The 19,643-nt window shown below is 64.4% G+C and carries 12 protein-coding genes and 1 pseudogene; 9 read left to right on the top strand and 4 right to left on the bottom strand.

What is annotated here, in order from left to right; translation table 11 throughout:
• The 3 genes from M2437_RS10960 (at position 1) to M2437_RS10950 (ending at position 2,632) form a co-directional block, all read left to right on the top strand.
• A complete protein-coding gene (locus M2437_RS10960) occupies positions 1-705 on the top strand; it encodes a hypothetical protein (RefSeq protein ID WP_253387413.1) in 705 nt (234 codons plus the stop codon).
• A 521-nt stretch (positions 706-1,226) separates the two neighbouring features.
• Positions 1,227-2,021 carry a response regulator gene (locus M2437_RS10955; protein WP_253387412.1) on the top strand — a complete coding sequence of 265 codons (795 nt, stop codon included), beginning with the start codon at positions 1,227-1,229 and terminating at the stop codon, positions 2,019-2,021.
• A 29-nt stretch (positions 2,022-2,050) separates the two neighbouring features.
• Positions 2,051-2,632 carry a helix-turn-helix transcriptional regulator gene (locus M2437_RS10950; protein ID WP_056114938.1) on the top strand — a complete coding sequence of 194 codons (582 nt, stop codon included), beginning with the start codon at positions 2,051-2,053 and terminating at the stop codon, positions 2,630-2,632.
• 186 nt (positions 2,633-2,818) lie between these two features.
• On the opposite strand, the pseudogene M2437_RS10945 reads toward M2437_RS10950, so the two are convergent.
• Positions 2,819-3,581: pseudogene (locus tag M2437_RS10945) on the bottom strand (IS5 family transposase); the annotation flags it as partial.
• An 82-nt stretch (positions 3,582-3,663) separates the two neighbouring features.
• Positions 3,664-3,867 carry a hypothetical protein gene (locus M2437_RS10940; RefSeq protein ID WP_056114935.1) on the bottom strand — a complete coding sequence of 68 codons (204 nt, stop codon included), beginning with the start codon at positions 3,865-3,867 and terminating at the stop codon, positions 3,664-3,666.
• A gap of 518 nt (positions 3,868-4,385) precedes the next feature.
• Here M2437_RS10940 and M2437_RS10935 point away from each other — a divergent pair.
• The 3 genes from M2437_RS10935 (at position 4,386) to M2437_RS10925 (ending at position 9,991) form a co-directional block, all read left to right on the top strand.
• Positions 4,386-6,131 (top strand): type I secretion system permease/ATPase, encoded by a 1,746-nt coding sequence (locus M2437_RS10935; protein ID WP_253387411.1) that lies wholly within the window; start codon positions 4,386-4,388, stop codon positions 6,129-6,131.
• A gap of 35 nt (positions 6,132-6,166) precedes the next feature.
• On the top strand, positions 6,167-7,441 hold the full coding sequence (locus tag M2437_RS10930) for an HlyD family type I secretion periplasmic adaptor subunit (protein ID WP_253387410.1): 1,275 nt from the start codon (positions 6,167-6,169) through the stop codon (positions 7,439-7,441).
• A 90-nt stretch (positions 7,442-7,531) separates the two neighbouring features.
• Positions 7,532-9,991, top strand: a complete 2,460-nt coding sequence (locus tag M2437_RS10925; protein WP_253387409.1) for a VCBS domain-containing protein — start codon at positions 7,532-7,534, stop codon at positions 9,989-9,991.
• Between the two features lie 96 nt (positions 9,992-10,087).
• On the opposite strand, the gene M2437_RS10920 is transcribed toward M2437_RS10925, so the two are convergent.
• Together M2437_RS10920 and M2437_RS10915 are read right to left on the bottom strand one after the other, a co-directional pair.
• Positions 10,088-10,414 (bottom strand): MerR family transcriptional regulator, encoded by a 327-nt coding sequence (locus M2437_RS10920; RefSeq protein ID WP_499007168.1) that lies wholly within the window; start codon positions 10,412-10,414, stop codon positions 10,088-10,090.
• 27 nt (positions 10,415-10,441) lie between these two features.
• Positions 10,442-10,606 (bottom strand): hypothetical protein, encoded by a 165-nt coding sequence (locus M2437_RS10915; RefSeq protein WP_253387408.1) that lies wholly within the window; start codon positions 10,604-10,606, stop codon positions 10,442-10,444.
• A gap of 448 nt (positions 10,607-11,054) precedes the next feature.
• On the opposite strand from M2437_RS10915, the gene M2437_RS10910 reads away from it, so the two are divergent.
• From M2437_RS10910 to M2437_RS10900, 3 genes are all read left to right on the top strand, one after another.
• A complete protein-coding gene (locus M2437_RS10910) occupies positions 11,055-12,110 on the top strand; it encodes a PGN_0703 family putative restriction endonuclease (protein WP_253387407.1) in 1,056 nt (351 codons plus the stop codon).
• Positions 12,111-12,360: 250 nt separating this feature from the next.
• Entirely contained in the window at positions 12,361-12,888 is a 528-nt protein-coding gene (locus M2437_RS10905; protein ID WP_253387406.1) for an SRPBCC family protein, read from the top strand.
• A 929-nt stretch (positions 12,889-13,817) separates the two neighbouring features.
• Entirely contained in the window at positions 13,818-19,451 is a 5,634-nt protein-coding gene (locus tag M2437_RS10900) for a DUF3320 domain-containing protein (protein WP_253387405.1), read from the top strand.
• Positions 19,452-19,643 lie beyond the last annotated feature (192 nt).

Genomic DNA, 19,643 nt, shown 5'->3' with positions numbered 1-19,643 from the left:
ATGGGCGGCAGCTCGGCCGACATCGAGGCGCTGCTGGTCGACGTCACCGACCCGGACAACCCAACGCCGGGGATGCTGCCGGCGATCTTTCGTGACATCGTCGGACGGCTCGACGCGGCCGGACTCCCCTACGCCGTGGTCGGCCGCATCGCCCTGACCCTGCACGAGCAAGCCCGCTTCGTCGGCGACATCGAGATCGTCGCCGACCTCGACCCAGACAGGTGCGAGCACGCCGCGAAGCTTGTGCAGGCGACGCGGGCTCGGTTCGTGACGCACATGGACCCGCAGCTGTGCCTACGGCCTGTCACCCTGACGCTGCGCCCCTGCATCGGCGCAACCGAGGCGGGGCTGCTGGCCGAGGCGATCACCCGTCCGTGGTTCGGCGTTCCGGCGCGGCTGGCGAGCGCGGAGCACCTGCTCTGGCTGTGGTGCCACACCGAGGCGATCGACCACTCCGCGAACGCCAGCGCGCTGATCACAGGCGGCACGGTTGACCTCCACCGGGTGCAATGGCTGCTGCGCGAGACTGATGATGCCGGGGAGAGTGACCAGCGACGGCTGCGTCTGACGATCGGTGACGCGGTCCTGTCGACGACGTCCTCGCTCAGCCGGTTCATGGCGGAGCGGCGCGCCCGGCTCGACCCGAACCACGTACCGGTCTGGCGCTTGCAACCGAAGGCGACTGGGGACAGCGACGCCCCCTGAGGAGAGGGCCGTCCGACATGCCACAGCCCCGCATCCCTGCGAAGGGCGACTCGGTCAACGCCTGCGTCTCGGCTATCATGACCACTACATTACGCTGAAAATCACCCAAGCCGGTGGCAGACGAGGTAGCCCTGCAGGACCGCTCCCACCGCCTGCGACGCCCCCGCCAGTGGGCGCCGGCGCACTCTCGGCAGGGTAGATAAGGACCGCTTGGCTCCGGCACCCATACCACTGTGCCCATACGGCCCGACGCGCCTGAGCTCGACCGAAGACTGACCCCGACACCAACCACCCGACCCGGACCATCGCCGGTTTTCCGCCGATCTCGACCCCGCTAAGTATTTGGAACTTGGCACTTCGCGACGGCCCAGTTCTGCCGACACGCGGCATCGATAGTAGCCAACGACCTCCAGCTCGGCCCGACGGGTCGATGCCCCAGAGACCCGCTTAACCCCACATCCGCCCCACCTCCGTAGCCGAGCCAACGAGCGCAGCTCATCCGATCGCCGCTTCCTTCCGCCATGGTGCCGGGCCGCGCACGCCACGCCCGGATCGTCACCATCCTGGTGTCCATCAGTCCAGAGGAGAACGAGAGCGAGACGGAAGGGTGGTATCGCGAGGTCGGGTTTGGCCCGTGCGAGGCTGGAGGTCTGCTGTTTGCCTCGCTGTCGGCGGCCGAGATCTGGGTTCGGGAGCGTGTGCTCGAACATGCAACTTTGTCTCCCAACTCATCTGATCCAGCTGGGCCGACAGATCTCCAAGAACTGTCGTCTTGCGAGGCGGAGCCAGGCTCATCCCGTTCCTTCCGGCTTTTGATTGTGGAGGAGGATGGGGTTCTGGCCCTGGAGCTTCAGAGCTGTCTGCAAAGCCTTGGGCATGTGGTGGTGGGCATGGCGGCCACGGCACCGGCTGCAGTCGAAGCTGCGGAGACGCATCGACCCGATCTCGTTTTGGTGGATGTACGGCTGGCCAACGGCACCAATGGGATCGACGCAGCCTCAGAGATCCAGAAGCGCCTCGGCATCCTATCAATTTTCATGACCGCATCTGCCGATGTACAGACGCGGGCGCAGGTCGCGCAGATCCGATCACTCGAGCTTCTATCAAAGCCGGTCACGCTTAATGCCATCGCAGCCGCGCTCAATCGAGCCGCCAAGGGCATACCGGTGGGTGTTCAGCCATCTATGTGCAGGCCTTGTCCGTTGCTGACAAGACTCTCTGACAGTCTGGTCACCCACTTGAATGTTGCCACCGGGCCGTCACCATGCAAAGGCCGAAAATCAATATTGACTGGCAGACGGCATTCAGTGAAATGATTCACATTGGGTTTTGATCCGGAGTGATCATGCCACTAGGCAAACCCCTGCTCGATGCTCTCGACGGCATGGGCTATGGCGGGCTTCTGCTCGATGCGGCTGGTTGTGTGATTCGGATTAACACGACGGCATCAAGGCTGCTGGCGGATACGACATCGTCGAGCCTGCACGGTGACGATCGAGCCTGGAGCTCCGAGGCCGCCGACGCCCTGCTTCGCTCGGGAGCCGCTGCGGGACTCAAGGGGGATCAGGATGGCTGGGTGGCCATCCAGTGGAATGGAACGGGACCAGGCCGCCCGCTGATCCTGCGCACCATGCAGATTGGCAAGGGCGGGACGGCTGGCGTCGACAAGGCGGTGATCCTGATCGACCTTGGTGTGATGCCGCGCCCATCAGCAGACGTTCTACGGAAACTTTTCAGCCTCACGCCATCCGAGGCTCGACTGGCGATCGAGATGGCCTGCGGTAAGAGCGCGGAGGAGATCGCAGCCGCCGCGCAGGTGACCGTGAGCACCGTGCGCAAGCAGCTTGCCACTGTGTTCTCAAAGACCAACACGCATCGACAAGCCGAGCTCGTCGCTCTGCTTACCCGTCTGGCGATCCTCCCCTGACGTGAGCGAAGTTCACTGGTGGAAGGCGTCGCTCGGGCGGGCGACGCTGTCTCGGTGGAGCCCTTCCGCCCGGCCTCGGACCCAAAATCTGACAACCAAGTTAGCTGCCGTCCCTTGGAATATGACTGCAACCGTGTGGTTCCGCAGGGTGCCAACCTCGGGCATCAGTCCTACGGCCTGTGAGCTCTTGAGCCAGTCGAGAGCGGCGGCGAGGGCAAGAACGCCTATAAAACTTGATGCGGTTTTCTCATAGCGTGTTGCGATAGCACGCCATTCTTTCAAACGAGCCCAGAGCCGTTCGACCTGGTTGCGGTTGTTGTAGATCCAGGCGGGGCAGGCGACCGGGGCCTCGTTGCGCTTTGGAGGAATCGCGGGCCGTGCGCCCCGGTTCCAGATCTGCCCGCGGAAGGCGTGGCTGGCATAGCCCTGATCAGCCACCACCCACTTTGGCACGCCGGTGACGCATTCTATCAGCGGGATGGCATGGGGCAGTTGATGCGCCTGGCTGGGAGCCAGGATGAAGGCGACCGCTCGTCCGAGCCCGTCGGCGATCACGCAGGCCTTTGTGCCGAAGCCATCACGCGAGCGGCCCAGCGCCTCACGCTTGTCCCGCTCAGCTTGTGTGCCCCCTTTCGGCGGGCTCCCGCAGCTTTCTGATGCGCGCGGATGTTAGTGCCGTCGACGAAGGTCATCCTGAGTTGCACGCCATCCCGCTGCGCAAGCTGCAACAGTTGCTCCCAGACACCCAGACGCGCCCAGCGGATGAAGGTCTGAGCCACCCGCGGCCACGGACCGAGGTCAGAGGGGATAGCGCGCCACTTGGCTTGTTCTGATGCCGCCAGAGGATGGCCGAGATCGTGCGTCGCAGATCCTGCGGCGGGGTCTTACCCCTCGGCCGACACGCATCGATCAGTGGCTCCAGCTTTCTCCATTCCACGTCGTCCAGCATCACTCCTCCCAGTCAGGAGGAGCAAAACGCCCGCAAACGGAACACGTTCAAGCCCGAACAGGCCCTGGTCGGGATTAGGCAACTACGCCGTCAGTGTCGGTGGTGAGGGTAGGCTCATCCAGTACATCGGCGTTCGCAGCAGGTCGCCGCTGGGCTGCTGCCAGGTATGGGACTCGCCGTAGTAGAGGCCGACCTGAAGCAGGTCCCAGTCCGTATGGAAGACGAGCACGGCTGTGCCGTCCCGGGGAGCCGTCTCGATCGGCTGCCATTCGCAGCGTGGAGGCATGGCTTGATCCACAGCCTAAATGCGTGGCCTGCACGCAGCAGGCTTGAGCCTAAGCTCGCACCACGTCGCTGGATTAGGCAACCCTCAAACGATGTACGTGCGGTTCATAAGATCAGGGCGCCGGCATCCTAGCTCGGCCCAAGTTACCGGCGACCCGCAGCTGGGCGCGAGAGAGCATCGACGGCAGCCTCTGGCACATGCTCCCTAGCTTGTGCGCACGGGTGGCGCAGAAACTTACGAAAACGTTAAAAATATCAGGCCGCATACATCATTTGAGGAATAGCGGCGAATCTACGGGCGATGCTAGGGATATGAGCCTCAGACCATGCCTGCCTCTGCAGCAACTCAGCAGAGACTCGATCTGAGTATTTAGCAAGTTACGACTGTATTATCTAAAGACGGTGCCACTTTACACAAGTGGGCGACCCTTGGCGACTTTTTGTTCAACATAATGCTCAAGGCATGGCTTTGAGCGCGCGGCTCACTATGGCCTGCATCGCCGGAAAGAGGCAACAGACATGCGCTCATCGGTTGCCCAAACCCCGTCCAACTCTGGCTTCGTGGCTGCCGTAAGCGGCTGCCGGGGTGCGTTCTTGGGCCTGCTGCTGTTCAGCGCTCTCATCAATCTGCTCTACCTCACCGGCTCGTTCTACATGCTCCAGGTCTACGACCGGGTCATCCCGAGCCGGAGCGTGCCCACCCTCGTCGCCCTCTCCCTCTTGGCGGCTGTGCTGTTTGCTGGCCAAGCCGCGCTCGACTTCTTTCGCAGCCGCATCCTGACGCGCATGGCGCGGTCGCTGGATGAACGCCTAAGCCCGCGCGTCTTCGCCCTTGTGGCGCAGCTGCCCTTGAATCCGAAAGGCAAGTCACTGGGCCTGCAGCCTCTGCGCGATCTCGACCAGGTCAGAAACTTTCTAGCTGGCAGCGGGCCCTTCGGCTTCTTCGACCTGCCCTGGATGCCGTTCTACCTGGCGATCTGCTTCCTGTTTCATCCACTGATCGGCATCGCCGCCCTGGTCGGGGCTCTGGTCCTCGTGATCCTTACGATTTGCACCGAGGTGTTCACGCGCCGACCCATCCAGGCGGCCTCCCAGCACGGGGCGGTCCGCAACAACCTTGCTGAGGCCAGCCGCCGCAATGCGGAAGTCATTGCTGCGATGGGAATGACCGGACGCCTGGGCACAAGCTGGGGTGAGATCAACCAGAAGCACCTTGATGCGCACGAGCGCACCAGCGACGTCGCGGGCGGGCTTGGCGGCCTGTCCAAGGTCGCGCGCATGGCCGTCCAATCGGGCGTGCTTGGGATCGGCGCCTACTTGGTCATACAGGGCGAGGCCAGTGCCGGCGTCATCATCGCGGGCTCGATCCTCTCCGCCCGCGCCTTGGCTCCCGTCGAGCAGGTGATTGCGCACTGGAAGGGGTTTGCCGGCGCCCGTCAAAGCTGGGCCCGGTTGCGAGCGCTGTTTGTAGCCCTCCCGGAGCAAGCGCAGACTCTGCCCCTTCGCAAGCCAGCCGCGACCTTCTCGGTCGAGGAAGTCAGCTTGGTACCCCCGGGTGCTCAGAGCTTCGTCGTCAACGGGGTGTCGTTTTCTCTCAAGACAGGCAGTGCGCTCGGCATCGTCGGTCCGAGTGCGTCCGGCAAGTCCTCGCTGGCGCGGGCGCTCGTCGGTGTGTGGCAACCGGCGCGGGGCAGCGTGCGGCTCGACGGGGCGACGCTCGACCAGTGGTCGCCGGACACACTCGGCCTGCACATCGGCTACCTGCCCCAGGACATCGAGCTGTTCGAGGGCACGATCAGGCAGAACATCGCGCGCTTCGAGGTCGAGCCCGACCCCGAGGCGATCATTGGAGCTGCCGAGCAGGCTGGCGTGCACGACCTGATCGTGCGGCTGCCGCAAGGGTATGACACACGCATCGGTGAGGGCGGCATAGCTCTCTCAGGCGGCCAACGGCAGCGCATCGCCCTGGCCCGCGCCCTCTACGGCAATCCCTTCCTGGTGGTGCTCGACGAGCCCAATTCGAACCTCGATGGCGAGGGCGAGCAGGCCCTGACCCAGGCCATCGCCAACGTGCGGGCCCGGGGCGGCATTGCCATCGTGATCGCGCATCGGCCGAGCGCGCTCGCCGCCGTGGATCTCGTCCTTGTGATGGCAAACGGCGAAGCCAAGGCCTTCGGGCCGAGGGACGAGATCATGCGGATTAAACCGGCGCCGCGGCCTGTCGCGGTCAGCCAGCCCACCTTTGCCAAAGCGGGGACTGCGTGATGCCAACCTCTCTGCATCGAAGGACCCGCCGCTCGATGCGTCAGGCGCTGATCGGCGGCACCGCAGTCACAGGCCTGCTGACCTTCGGGATCGGCGGCTGGGCTGCCACGACCGAACTGGCCGGTGCGGTCATCGCGCCCGGTTCTCTAGTCGTCGAGACGAACGTGAAGAAGGTGCAGCACCCGACCGGCGGCGTCGTCAGCGAGTTGCGCGTGCGCGACGGCACCGAGGTCCGAGCCGGCGACATCCTGGTGCGTCTCGACGAGACGATCACCCGCGCCAACCTGGTGGTGATCACCAAGAGCCAAGACGAACTCACGGCACGGCAAGCGCGGCTCAAGGCGGAGCAGGACGGGCAGGATGAGGTCAGGTTTCCCGAGGCGCTGACCGGACGCGGGACGGATCCGGCCGTCGTCGGTCTCGTGGGCGATGAGACACGGCTTTTCACGATCCGGCACACGGCTCGTCAGGGCCAGAAGGCGCAGCTGAAGGAGCGTGTGGGCCAGCTTCGGGAGCAGATCCAGGGCATGACCGACCAAGTTACGGCCAAGCAGCGCGAGATCAGCCTCATAGGTGACGAGCTCAAAGGCGTGCGCGAGCTCTGGCATAAGAACCTGATCCCGCTCGCCCGAGTGACAGCGCTGGAGCGGGATGGAGCCCGGCTCGAGGGCGAGCGTGGGTCGTTGGTCTCGTCCATCGCGCAGGCCAAGGGCAAGATGACCGAAACCGATCTACAGATCCTGCAGATCGATCAGGACCTGCGCTCGGAGGTCGGCAAGGAGTTGGCCGAGATCCGCGGTAAGCTCGCGGAGTTGGTCGAGAAGCGGGTGGCCGCCGAGGACGGGCTCAAGCGCGTCGACATCCGTGCACCCCAGGACGGCATGGTGCATCAGCTCGCCGTTCATACGGTAGGCGGCGTCGTCACGCCGGGTGAGCCGATCATGATGATCGTACCGCGGGCCGATGCGCTGATGGTCGAGGCTCGGATCGGGCCTCAGGATATCGATCAGGTCCGGATCAGCCACAAGGCGGTGCTGCGCTTCTCAGCCTTCAACCAGCGCACCACCCCGGAGCTCTCGGGCGAGGTCAGCCGGGTCTCAGCGGACATCACCCAGGACCCTAAGACAGGCGTGAGCTTCTACACGATACGGATCAAGCCGGCAGTCAGTGAGCTGGAGCGCCTCAAAGATCTGAAGCTAGTGGCCGGTATGCCCGTCGAGAGCTTCATTCAGACGGGTGAGCGCAGGGTCATTTCGTACCTGACCAAGCCGCTCGCTGATCAGATCACGAAGGCGTGGCGGGAGAGATAGCACTCAAGTGCCATCACGACCTGCCGCTACCTAGATAAACAAGCAACAGCCGCGGCGGCGGCAATCCGCTCAAAATTACAGGAGGAAGCTATGGCTACGATCAATGGCGACGGCAAGAAAACCAATCTAAATGGCACGAAGTCTGACGACGTTATTAAAGGCTCGGCTATAGGCGAGGATATCCGTGGAGCTGGAGGTAATGACCTAATCACTGGAGCGGGAGGCAATGACACCATCGATGGCGGAGACGGTGTCGATACCGCAGTCTACAGCAATTCGGTCGATCAATATTCCATTACTGTCGGTACTTTTAACGCTGCACCCGCCTTTCAGATTGCCGGCGGCTCTGACGGTTCGGATTACGTCGGCAACGTCGAGTACCTTAAATTTGGCACAACCACCTACAGCGCCAATGGCCCGGTAGCTCGCTCCGATAGCGGTGCTGGTACGGAGAACCAGACAATAACGATCAACGCGCTCGCCAACGATCAATCGTTGCGGTCGGGTATGAACCTCAGCATCCAGAAGTTGACTGGTGGCAACGCTGCGCTTGGCGACGTAGTTGCGCAGATTGCTGTGCCGGAAAGTTCGGCAACCGTCAGAGTTGTTATGGGAGCGAACGGCACCGTGGTAGTTGACCCGGGCACTGCATATGATTTCCTTGCAGCCGGGCAGACCTACACATCACAGTTCAGATACACCGTTGGGAACGGCACGGGAAATTTAGCTACTGCAAACGTGACGCTTACGATCACCGGCATCAACGACGCTCCTGTCGTCACTGGTCCTCTGACGGGCACGGCGACCGAAGACGGCGCGGCCGTATCGCTAAATGCGCTTGCCAACGCCTCGGATGTCGACATTGGCACGACGCTGTCGGTAGTGAACGTTCCGGCGTCCCTGCCGACCGGCGTCACCTACAACCCGGCCACGCGCAACTTCACGCTGGACCCGGCTAACACCGCCTACCAGAGCCTTGCGGCAGGTGCCACACAGACAGTCAGCGTCAACTACGGTGTCTCAGACGGCACCATGACCACCGCCGCATCGGCGTCGTGGATCGTGCAAGGTGCCAACGATGCGCCTATTCTGTCCAACCCGCTGCCCAACTTTTTCGAAGCTATCGAAGGAACCGGAACCAAGACGTTTGACCTAAAACCATTTTTTCTTGATCCTGATGGCGATTCACTGACTTTCGCACCAGCAGAATTTGGCGGCCTCGGATTTTTCCAGTTGAGCGCAGACGGAATACTCTCTGTCAAAACTGATGATCAATTTTTCGACACTCTTAATCCATCGGATAGTGGTGGAGGGAGTGTAAATGGTCTTTCCATGATTGTGACCGACTCGCACGGCGCTCAATCAACGCAGAGCTTGGCTGTCGTTGTGCGCGGTGCAAATGACAGTCCTGTCGTTTCTGGTCCTGTGACGGGCACGGCGACCGAAGATGGCGCGGCGGTGACGCTCAATGCGCTCTCCAAGGCCTCGGACGTGGATACCGGCACGACCCTGTCAGTCGTGAACCTCCCGAACGCCCTACCAGCGGGCGTGACGTACGACGCGGCAAGTCACAGCTTCACACTGGACCCATCCAACGCCGCCTACCAGAGCCTGGCGGCTGGCGTCACGCAGACGGTGAGCGTGAGCTACGGCGTGTCGGATGGTGTCGCTACCACCGACGCATCTGCGTCGTGGGAAATCATCGGCGCGAATGAAGCGCCGCCGACTTTAGGCGTGAGTCCCTCGGGGGGGTGGACGGAAGGACAGGTTCTTCCGTTTGACATCGTTCTATCTTCTGCGTCGTCTGCTCCAGTAACATTTGGTTATCGGACAGTCCCAGGTAGCGCCGAGGCCGATGTCGACTATCACAGCATGAGTGGTAGCTTTACTATTCAGCCTGGTGAGGGCGGAACCCAGATACTCGTACAAACTATTGATGATAATATCGTCGAGGGATGGGAAGAGCTTCATCTAGAGATCTTTGATCCGACAGATGGTGTCACACTTTCAGTTGCCTCAGCGAGGGGTGTGATTCAGGATAACGACACGTACGAGCCTATGTTTTATAGCGCTGATGTCCAAGGAAATATTAGGGATACCGATAGAGACGGGTCTGCTGATTTTCTTTATTCAGATGAATCTGTCAACCCATATGAAGGAACAGGTTTATCGTTTGATTATGAGATACAGGGTGGATTAGAATTTGGTATTGCAACACATCCAGCCAACGTAACCAAAGCGGTACTACATTTTGATCCATATGACGGCTATCTAAATCTCGCAAAAAATGTGAATTACTCTATTTATGCTGGAAATGGAGAAGTAGGCCTGTCAGACTGGAACGCAGGAATCCTCGCGGGCTCCCAAGTGATGACCTTTGAGAATAGCTTGTTGTCTGATTATACTGTCGAGCTGGACGCCAATTTGATAAATGAAGTCCTATCAAGCAGCGAATGGCTTGGTATTAATATCAGCATTGATCCGACTACTCCCGGCGGGGGCATAGCATTTACGCCGCAGTCAGCTAAGCTTGAGTTGTTATATGCATGATTACCTAGGAACTCATTAATAATGTTTATATATCGTAGATAATACCTGATTGCAGCGAAGGCCGGCAGGATGCCGGCCTTCGCATTGGGACCTATTTCACAGTATCAGATGTTTGACTCCAGGGTTGCGGTTGCGTGCGAGCGATACCAGCAGGCGCTGAGGACGGTGCCGCCGCTGCGTCACCGGCCGCTGGCCGAAGGTGAATGATGCCGCGATCCCAAAGCAGGCGCTGCACGCCGCGGATGGAGTAGCCGTGCACGGCACGTGCAGCAGCACCCTGATTACGATCATCAGCTCGACGTCCTTGGGCCGGTAGCGGCGTTGCCCACGCATCGTCCGCAGCGACCGCACCTCGGCAATACGGGCTTCCCAGAAGCTAAGAACGTGCTGAGGAACGTCGAGCACCGCCGCAAACTCGCCTATCGTGCGGAATGCCTTCTCGCCCCTTCGTCATGCTCGCGCTTTGGATTCAAGGAAGCGCAATGCCGCCTTGGCGGCGGCAACGTTGAAGGGTCGACCGTCGCCAGTCGCGGAGCGTAAAATCTCAACCCTGATGTTGACGCTGGCCATCGCCCGGCCGGCCTCGATATCGGCAGTATGGAATTCGGTGAGCATCGCAGATGGAATTCCAAGCGCTGCTGCGATTTCCTGGTCCCGAGCGCCGCATGCCGCCAGTCCCCGACGATCCGGGTCTCACTTTTGACGCACGGCAGCGAGTGCACCCCGGCTGTCGGACCCGCTATCTTAGCGAAAACATCAGTCAGACCAGGGACGAGGCGCACGTAGCCGGCAGGGTGGCGGCGGTGCACTACCTGCGCCTACCACCCCTACGCCAACACCGCCGGCATGCCTGCCGTACCGCCGCCGATGTGGATGACGACGGCTGCGACCGACCCCTGGCGGACCGGCGACCACGCCGAAGCATCCACCCGTCCACACCCATGCGCACCGGTGGCCTGGTAGGAAGCCACATCGCGTCAACCCCTTCGTCGTTCATCACGCTGGTCCCTCCGGGAATCCCGGTCCAGTCGCACCCCCGCGGCCGTGACCCAGGACTAGCCCGATGGACACCACCGCCCCTCTGCCGCCCGCCGCCGACGACCCCACCCTCTTCGCGGACGCCGCCCGCGCCATCCTCGACCCCTCCGGCCTCGGCCCGATCGACCGCGTACCCCTCATCTCCGAAGCTGCCCGCCGCCGACATCGCGTCTTCGTCCCCGCCGATCACCGCTTCAAGGCCGCCGCCCGCTTCATGCAGGCGCTCTGGCGCGAGGACCGCGGCCTGGCGATCGGCACGCACATCGATCGCCGCGAACCGCACCGCCCCCGCCGCCTCGGTTCGCGCATCTCGACCGCCGCCGGCGCCCTCGGCAGCAACTTCCTTCATACGGACATCGTCCCGGTGGTCACCCGCGCCTTGGCTTACCGGGAGCCCGGCGCGGCCTACGACGTCGACCGCCTCAGGACCAACCTGCTGTCCTCGCAGCCACTGGCCTTCAACCTGTTCGGCCCGCTCGCCCGCGACCTCGCACTCGCCACCCGCTTCGTCGCCGAGCTGATGCCTGGGACACTGACCTTAGTCACCGACATCCTGTTTGAGCACTCACCGGGCCGCTGCGACCCGCGCTACACCGCCGACCGCACCGCCTACGATGTCGTGCTACGCGGTCGGGACGCGACCGGTGCCCGTGCCATCCTCTGCATCGAGATCAAGTATAGTGAGGCCGGTCACGAACCCGCACCGCCGCCCCACCCGCGATACACGGAGATCGCCCGCACCACCCCCGGACTGTTCGTGTCCCCGGACGACCCAACGCTCACAGGCCCCGCCTGCCAACAGCTTTACCGCCAGCACTGCCTTGCGAGCGCCATGCTCACGGCCGGTCTCGCGGACAAGGCTACGCTGGCCTTCATCGCACCGCCTTCCGACCCGGTCGCAGCGCGAGCGCACGAGCCGATACACCGAGCGACCCATCACGCACACCGTCTGAGCACGCCTCGACGGTTCGACCGAGGCTGGCAAACGACCGGATGCCAGCTTCGGGACGGCGTACCCTCCGGCAAGCCTACCCGAAAGGGAAGCGTGGCCATCGAATGCTTCGTCACCCCGAACCTGTAGCGTCCGCGCCCGAGCTCCGGGACGACGGATGTGTGCTTCCACCTAAACAGCACAACAACTTAGAACGCTGCGAGGGGCGGCCGCAAAATCACCCGACCCCGTGTGCTCACGCGAACAGCCCCTGAATATATCCGGCGAGCAGGCAGAGAACAGACGGCGAGAACGTACAAGAATTTCGTCGGAGATCTGCCCTACGTCAACCGAAGCGCCGGAACCCAGGGGTAAAGCTGTGACAGACACACCACCACCATTGCCGCCGTACGAAGAAGACGGGTACCAGACCGCGCAGCCCGCCATCACCTTCACGATCGAGCGGATCGTGGTCGCCCGCAGGAACGAGATCTACCGAGCCTGGACCGACCCGGAGCTGTTCAAGCGCTGGATCGTGCCCCCCGACCAAGAACTGGTCTCCTTTTCCACCGAGACCGAGCGGGAATATCTCTGGGAAACGAAGGCCCACGCGGACGTTGAGCCCGTCGAGTTCGTCTTCGAGGGCCAGACGTACTTCCCGTACCGTCTCCTCGAGGCTTGGTGTTTCGTCTCCACGGTGCCGGGCATGCTGAACGAGCACCCGCTCCACATACTCCTGACCCTGGAGAAGCACGAGTTCGAGGGTGGAACGACCTCCACCGGCTACAAGCTCGAACTGCGTTACCACCACGCGACGCTGTGGCGGTACACGAGCCGGGTCGACCTGCACACCTTCTGGCTCGAGGCCACGGAGCGCCTCACACGACTTGTCGAGCAGAGTAGCATCCTGCGCGAGACAGCGGCCTGACAGCAGCGGCTCTACAATAGAGCATTCAGGCGCCCCGGGGATGGTGATCGTCTCCGGGGTGCTCGGTGCACGCAGTAGTCGATCCCGCGCAGATCGGCAATGTTCGCAGCTTCAATATTCGGTCCTGAGCGAATAACTCAACGATTAGGGATGACTCCCGTCGACGAACGGCGGCGTACCAAGACCCTGCGTTAGATGCGACTTACCAGCTCGCATTTTTCCCACTGCTCAGGACGCGCACTTCGACGCTTTCGACCCTTGAACGCGGCAGGGCCCACCCGCATGGGCGCATCGCCGAAATTGCCCGCTTCAGCCTCCTGTCAAGTGTTTGAAACTTGGCACGTCTGACCGCGAGAGTCCTGCCGACATACCGCCTCACATGAATCCCGCGAGCTACAGCTCGCCTCCGCCAGTTCGGCATCTTTAGCGGAGCGGCCTCGTCGCTTAGCCCAGGCTGTTTGGGCGACGGCGGGGGGCGCCGGCCAGCCTGCTGTGATGTCGCTAGCGAGTGCAGTGCCAACGGCGGGTGGTGCACGTCGCGGTCGAGGCGGTCGAGGAGCTCACACCGTAGCTGTGGCGAGTCCGCAAGCTCGATCTCGGGCGGCTGCCGACGGGCTGGGCGAGAAGGTGCGGCGCTGGAGCGGCCCCGACCTGAGCGAGCGATCATTCGACCGCACCGGAGCGGTTCGGGCTTCGTGTCCGCCGGGACCAAAGCCCCAAAATATCTTCATCCCCGACCCGAAAAATCGACACGGCCGTGCCCTCGGGTGCGGACGGTGCCACCCCCGCCGTCCGGGTGCGGACGCGCGAGCTTTGCTAAGCTCTCGCTGACGCAGCATCGATGGCCCATTCCGTTCGCCGACCCATGTCCAAACGGCCATAGACAAGCTAGGCCGAAATATCGTTCAAGTTCCCCAACGGAGGAAAAAATGGCGGGAACGGCATCGGCTGTGCAGGACGATAGCTCCGGGTCAGTCTTTCAGTCGGATCTGCCTGTAGACGCCAAGGTCGAGCGCGCGCGCGCCGAACTCCTCGACCTCTCTGCGCGCAACCGCCTGCTCAATATTCCGCGCTCCGCCAAGAGCGTGAAATCCCTCGAGATTGTCGACGAGAAGGCGTCCGAGGTGTTCAGGATGCTCTTGCGCGAGGGCAAGACCTTCACCTTTCTGCCCGGCCGCGTCAGCCGAGCGAAAGCTGGGCACGAAGTTCCCGAAACCGTAGAGCCCGAAGCCGCAGATGCAGAAGCCGAGCCGGAGGAGATCAATGCGCTCCCCCAGCCTGAGGCCGACTCGCTCAACGATCGTGGAGTTTACAGCCGCCACGCCGACACCAAACTCCAGACCCGCCTTACCTCAGAAGGGCTGCAGAAGCGCCTGCTCGACCTCTACGTCGATGCGCGTACGCTCGAGGAGGAGCAGGGCGTTAATGTCCTATACCTCGCGCTCGGCACGCTGAAGTGGATCGACCCCAACAACGCAGCCAACGTCCGGTACGCGCCGCTGACCCTGCTGCCGGTCAGGCTCGAGCGCGGGTCGGCCGCCGAGCGCTTCCGCTTGCGCTGGCGCGGCGAAGAGCAAGCCCCGAACCTCTCGCTCGAAGCCTATCTCGAGCGCGTTCATACGATCCGCCTGCCCGGGATGGAGCTTGGCGAGGAGTTCGACCCAACGGCCTACGCCGCCGACGTGGCGCAGGCCGTCGCTTTGAAGCCTGGCTGGGAAGTCCTGCCCGACGACATCGTGCTCGGGTTCTTCTCCTTCGCGAAGTTCCTGATGTACCGCGACCTCGACCCGGCTAACTGGCCGGCGGGTGCCCGCTTCACGGACCGAGCGACGATCCGCGCGCTGCTGTCCGACGGTTTCCCGCCGGCCGACGACCTCATCGGTGAAGACGCCGCGATCGACCCGCATATCGGGCCGGCCGAGCAACTCCACATCGTCGATTGCGACAGTTCGCAGTCGGTGGCGGTGCACGAGGTGCGGCGCGGTCGCGACCTCGTCATCCAGGGGCCGCCCGGCACCGGCAAGTCTCAGACGATCGCCAACATCATCGCGGCCGCGATCGCCGACGGGCGCAGCGTGCTGTTCGTGGCCGAGAAGATGGCCGCGCTTGAGGTGGTCAAGCGGCGCCTCGACCGTGCGGGGGTGGGCGATGCCTGCCTTGAGCTGCACTCCAACAAGGCTAACAAACGCGCGCTGCTCGACGAGCTGCGCCGCACCTGGGAGCTCGGCGCGCCCCGATCCGGCACCGAGGCGAGTCTCATCGCCCGGCTAACCGAGGCGCGCGACGCGCTGAACGCCCATCCAGCGCGGCTCCATCAGCAGCACGCCCCCTCAGGCCTCACGCCGTACCAAGTTATCGGACACCTCACGCGGCTGCGCCAGGATGGCGAGCGCCCGACGGACCTCGAGCTGCCCGCAGCGCCATCCTGGAACGCGGACGGGGTGCGGCAGCGCGACGATCTGCTGACCGAGCTTGCCCAGCGCGTCGCCGACATCGGCCGGCCAGACGATCACCCCTGGCGCGGTGTGGGGCTTGAGACGATCCTGCCGACCGATGTCGAGCGGCTGAAGCTCCGCCTTGCCGACCTGCAGGTGGCCCTGGGGGCGGTGCAGGCCGAGGCCGAAGCCGTTGGGGATTCACTTGGCCGACCGGGGCTCGCGTCCCTCGGCGACCTCGAACTCGCCGCCGTGCTGGCCGAGCGCTTCGCCGGAGCGCCGACGATTCTTGGCGACGCAGCCCTCGGCTGCGAGGCGTGGGCCTCGCACCGGCCTGAGATCGCCGCGCTGCTCGAGCGTGGCAGCGCCTACGCCGCGCTCGTCGCCGAACTGTCCGGAGCAGTGCGGGCGGAGGCCTATGCGATCGACGTCGCGGGCCTGCGCACCGGGCTCGAGACACTACCGAGAACCTTCCCGGCCGAGGGATTCGCTCGCGCGGCCGCGCTCGAGACGCAGGTCCCGCGTGTGCTGGCCGCTGCACGCGATCTGAGGGGGCGTCTTGGGTCGGCGGCTTCGGTCGAAACCCTGAGTGACGTCGAGCGCCTCGTGACCACCGCGCGGCGTGTCGCGGACGCCCCAGACGCGAGCCCCGAGGCCTTCGCCGCAACTGTGTGGGAGCGCGGGGTCGATCAGGCGGGAGACCTCGCTGAAGCGGCGGCCCGGCTGGCCCAGGCCAGAGCAGCGACCGCGGGCGTCCTGACGGAGGCTGCCTGGACGACGGAGCTCGCGTCGGCGCGTCAAGTCCTGGCAGCGAAGGGCACGAGTTTCACCCGGTTCTTGTCAGGTGAGTGGCGCGCGGCCAACCGCCTCGTAAGGACGGTGCTCGCGGCGCCTGCCACCCCGCTGCCCGCAGTACTCGCCGTCCTCGACGCACTTCAGGCTGGCAAAGCGGCGATCGCTTTCCTGCAAGCCGAGGATGCCTTCGGGCGGGCGGCCTTCGGCACCGACTGGCGGGCTGAGCGCTCCCGGGCTGAGCCACTCCAGGCCCTCGTTGCCTGGATGCGTAGCCTGCGCGGCCTGGGCGCTGAACCGCGCCTGATCGCGAGCCGTCTACCCGATCGCGCCGATCTCGAGGCGCGGGCCTCTGCCCTCGCGCGGCTGTGCGAGGTGCTCGGTCCGATCGCGTCCGTCCACTGGGCGGATCTCGGCGACGCGAATGAAGCAGCTTTCCCCAGCGTAGTGAACGTCAATCAAGTGCCGCTCGCGCGCCTGGCCGATCGTGCGGGGGCCATCGCCTCCCTCGACGCGGGCTGTCGCGCCGTGATGATCGAGACGGACACGCCCGTACCCCAGCGCCTCGCCGTGCTGGTGCGCCTGACCGCCGCACAGGAGGCCGGCGACGCGCTCGAAGCAGCCGACGCACTCGGCCGCACCGCATTCGGTCTGGCTTGGCGCGGCTCTGCCTCCGACTGGCCAGCCCTCATATCCGCTGCAGAATGGATCACGGACAACGCCGATATTCGCGTGCAGTCCGCACGCGTCTCAGACCGGGTGGCGCTGGCCAAGCGAGCGGAGGCAGCCGCGGCTGAGGCCAGACGCTTGACCACTGACCTCGACGCGCTCTTCGCGGATCTGAGGCTCGAGGTCGTTGCTCGGTTCACCCACCCGGGTGCAGTTACGATCCCAACAGAGACCTTACGCTCCGCTGTTGCGCGCTGGGGCACGGAGATCGAGGGGCTCTCGAAGTGGGTAGCCTACCGCGAACGTGCCAACTGGGCCCGGGATCTTGGACTCGGAGAGTTGGTCGACCGGCTGGCGGATGGGCGTCTCGCACCGAACACCGCCCGGCCCGCTTTTGAGATGGCGTACTTCGAGGCGCTGTTTCGTGCACTCACCAAAGCCGACCCCGCGCTCGCCCGCTTCGACGGTGAACTGCATGGACGGCTGGCCACGCAGTTTGCCGACCTCGACCGGCAGCGCATCGCCCTGGCGAGCGTCGAGGTCGCCCGCGCTCACCACCGGCGTATCCCGAAGGTCGCGGGCGGCCTCGGGCCGCTCGGCGTGCTTAGGGCCGAGATGGCGCGCAAGCGCGGCCACATGCCGATCCGCCAACTCATGCAGCGCGCCGCCCCGGCGATCCAGGCACTCAAGCCCGTCCTGATGATGAGCCCACTCTCGGTGGCGCAGTTCCTGCCGCCAGGGGTGATCGAGTTCGACCTCCTCGTGATGGACGAGGCGAGTCAGATCCAGCCGGTCGACGCGCTGGGCGCCATCGCGCGCGCGCGCCAGGTCGTGGTGGTCGGTGACGAGAAGCAGCTGCCGCCCACCCGCTTCTTCGCCAAAATGACCGGCGGGACAAACGACGAGGACGACGATGGCACCGCGCAGGTTGCCGACGTCGAGAGCGTGCTCGGCCTGTTCACCGCGCGCGGCCTGCCGCAGCGTATGCTGCGCTGGCACTATCGCAGTCGGCACCAGTCCTTGATCGCCGTCTCGAATAGCCAGTTCTACGAGAACAAGCTGTTCATCGTGCCGAGCCCCTACACGGGCGAGGCCGGGATGGGCCTGCGCTTCCACGCGGTGGCCGGCGGGGTGTTCGACAGCGGCAACACCGGCACCAACCCGGTCGAGGCGAAAGCTGTGGCCGAGGCCGTGCTTCGGCACGCGCTGACCCACCCGAACCTCAGTCTGGGCGTCGTGGCGTTCTCGGTTAAGCAGCGCCGCGCCATCCAAGACGAGGTCGAGCGTCTGCGCCGGCTCAACCCCGAGACGGAGCCCTTTTTCCAGGACCATCCGAGCGAGCCGTTCTTCGTCAAAAACCTCGAGAACGTGCAGGGCGATGAGCGCGACGTCGTGATGATTTCGGTAGGCTACGGGCGCAACGCGCAAGGATACATGGCGATGCGCTTTGGGCCCTTGAGCGCGGAGGGGGGCGAGCGGCGCCTCAACGTTCTGATCAGCCGGGCCAAGCGCCGCTGCGAGGTCTACGCCTCGATCACCGACGAGGACATCGACCTCGAGCGCGCCAAGGGCAAGGGTGTGCTGGCCTTCAAGCTGTTCCTGCACTTCGCCCGCACAGGGCGGCTCGGCATCGCGCAGACTACAGGGCGCGACCACGACAGCGTGTTTGAGGCACAGGTCGCGCGCGCACTGCAGGCCCGCGGCTATCACGTCCACCCGCAGGTCGGTCTGGCGGGCTTCTTCGTCGACCTTGCCATCGCCGATCCCGAGCGGGCCGGCCGCTACCTGATCGGCATCGAGTGCGATGGGGCGGCCTACCACGCCTCCCGATCGGCGCGCGACCGCGACCGGCTGCGCCAGGCCGTGCTCGAAGACCACGGCTGGATCATCCACCGGATCTGGAGCACCGACTGGTTCCAGCGCCCCGAAGAACAGCTCGAGCGGACAGTCGCGGCGATCGAGGCAGCCAAGGTCGAACTCGACGCGCGGTTAGAGTTCGGCGGGGCCCGTGCGCGAGCCGTTCCGGTCGAGGTCGTGACGATCGAGCGGGCTGACGTCGTCGAGGTCGGCCTGAGCGAGCGCTCGGACGACCAGCCGAGCCGCCTCTACGTCGAGCTGGTGCCCAACGCCCCGCGCGGCCAGCCCGAACTGCACGAGACGCCCACAGGACTGCTCGCCGGCCTCGTCGAGCAGGTCGTGGCAGTCGAGGGACCGGTGCACATCGATGAGGTGACCGCTCGCGTGCGTCAGGCCTGGGGCCTGCAGCGCAGCGGTCCGCGCATCCAGGCAGCGGTCGAGCGCGGTGCCGAGGCGGCTCGCGCGCGTGGGGGGATCGAGCGGGACGGTTCGTTCCTCACACTGCCGGGTCAGACCGTGACCGTGCGCGACCGAAGCCTGGCCGGTTCGGGTACGCTGCGGCGGCCGGAGATGCTACCGCCGACCGAGCTGCGTGCAGCGATCCAGGAAGTCGTGACAGGGAGTTTCGGGGCGAGCGCCGAGGAAATCGTCCCGGCGGTCGCACGGATGCTGGGGTTCAAAGCGACGAGCGCTCAGCTGCGCGACGTCATCGGAGCGCAGATCGAAGGGCTGACGCAGGACTGCACGCTGACTGCGCAAAGATCGCTGCTGACAATGGCGAGCTTGTCGCCAGCGCCACAGGCGGTGTGAGCGCCGATGGCGGTCGGTAATAGGGAAGAGCTTGGAGTGGCGCGCGCCGCTGCACCCCCCTGGCTCCGGCAAGCTCCCCGCCGCCCGTAGCCGGCGTGGCGGCAGCCGACACGCTCGCTGACATAGCAATTCGCGCCGTCGAGCTACTACTTCGCCGTGCGGTCGCTGGCGTGATCACGCAGACGACCTCGC

Source organism: Methylorubrum pseudosasae (assembly GCF_029504475.1).
GTDB classification, from domain to species: Bacteria; Pseudomonadota; Alphaproteobacteria; order Rhizobiales; family Beijerinckiaceae; genus Methylobacterium; species Methylobacterium extorquens.
This window is presented reverse-complemented; position numbering and strand designations above follow the sequence as displayed.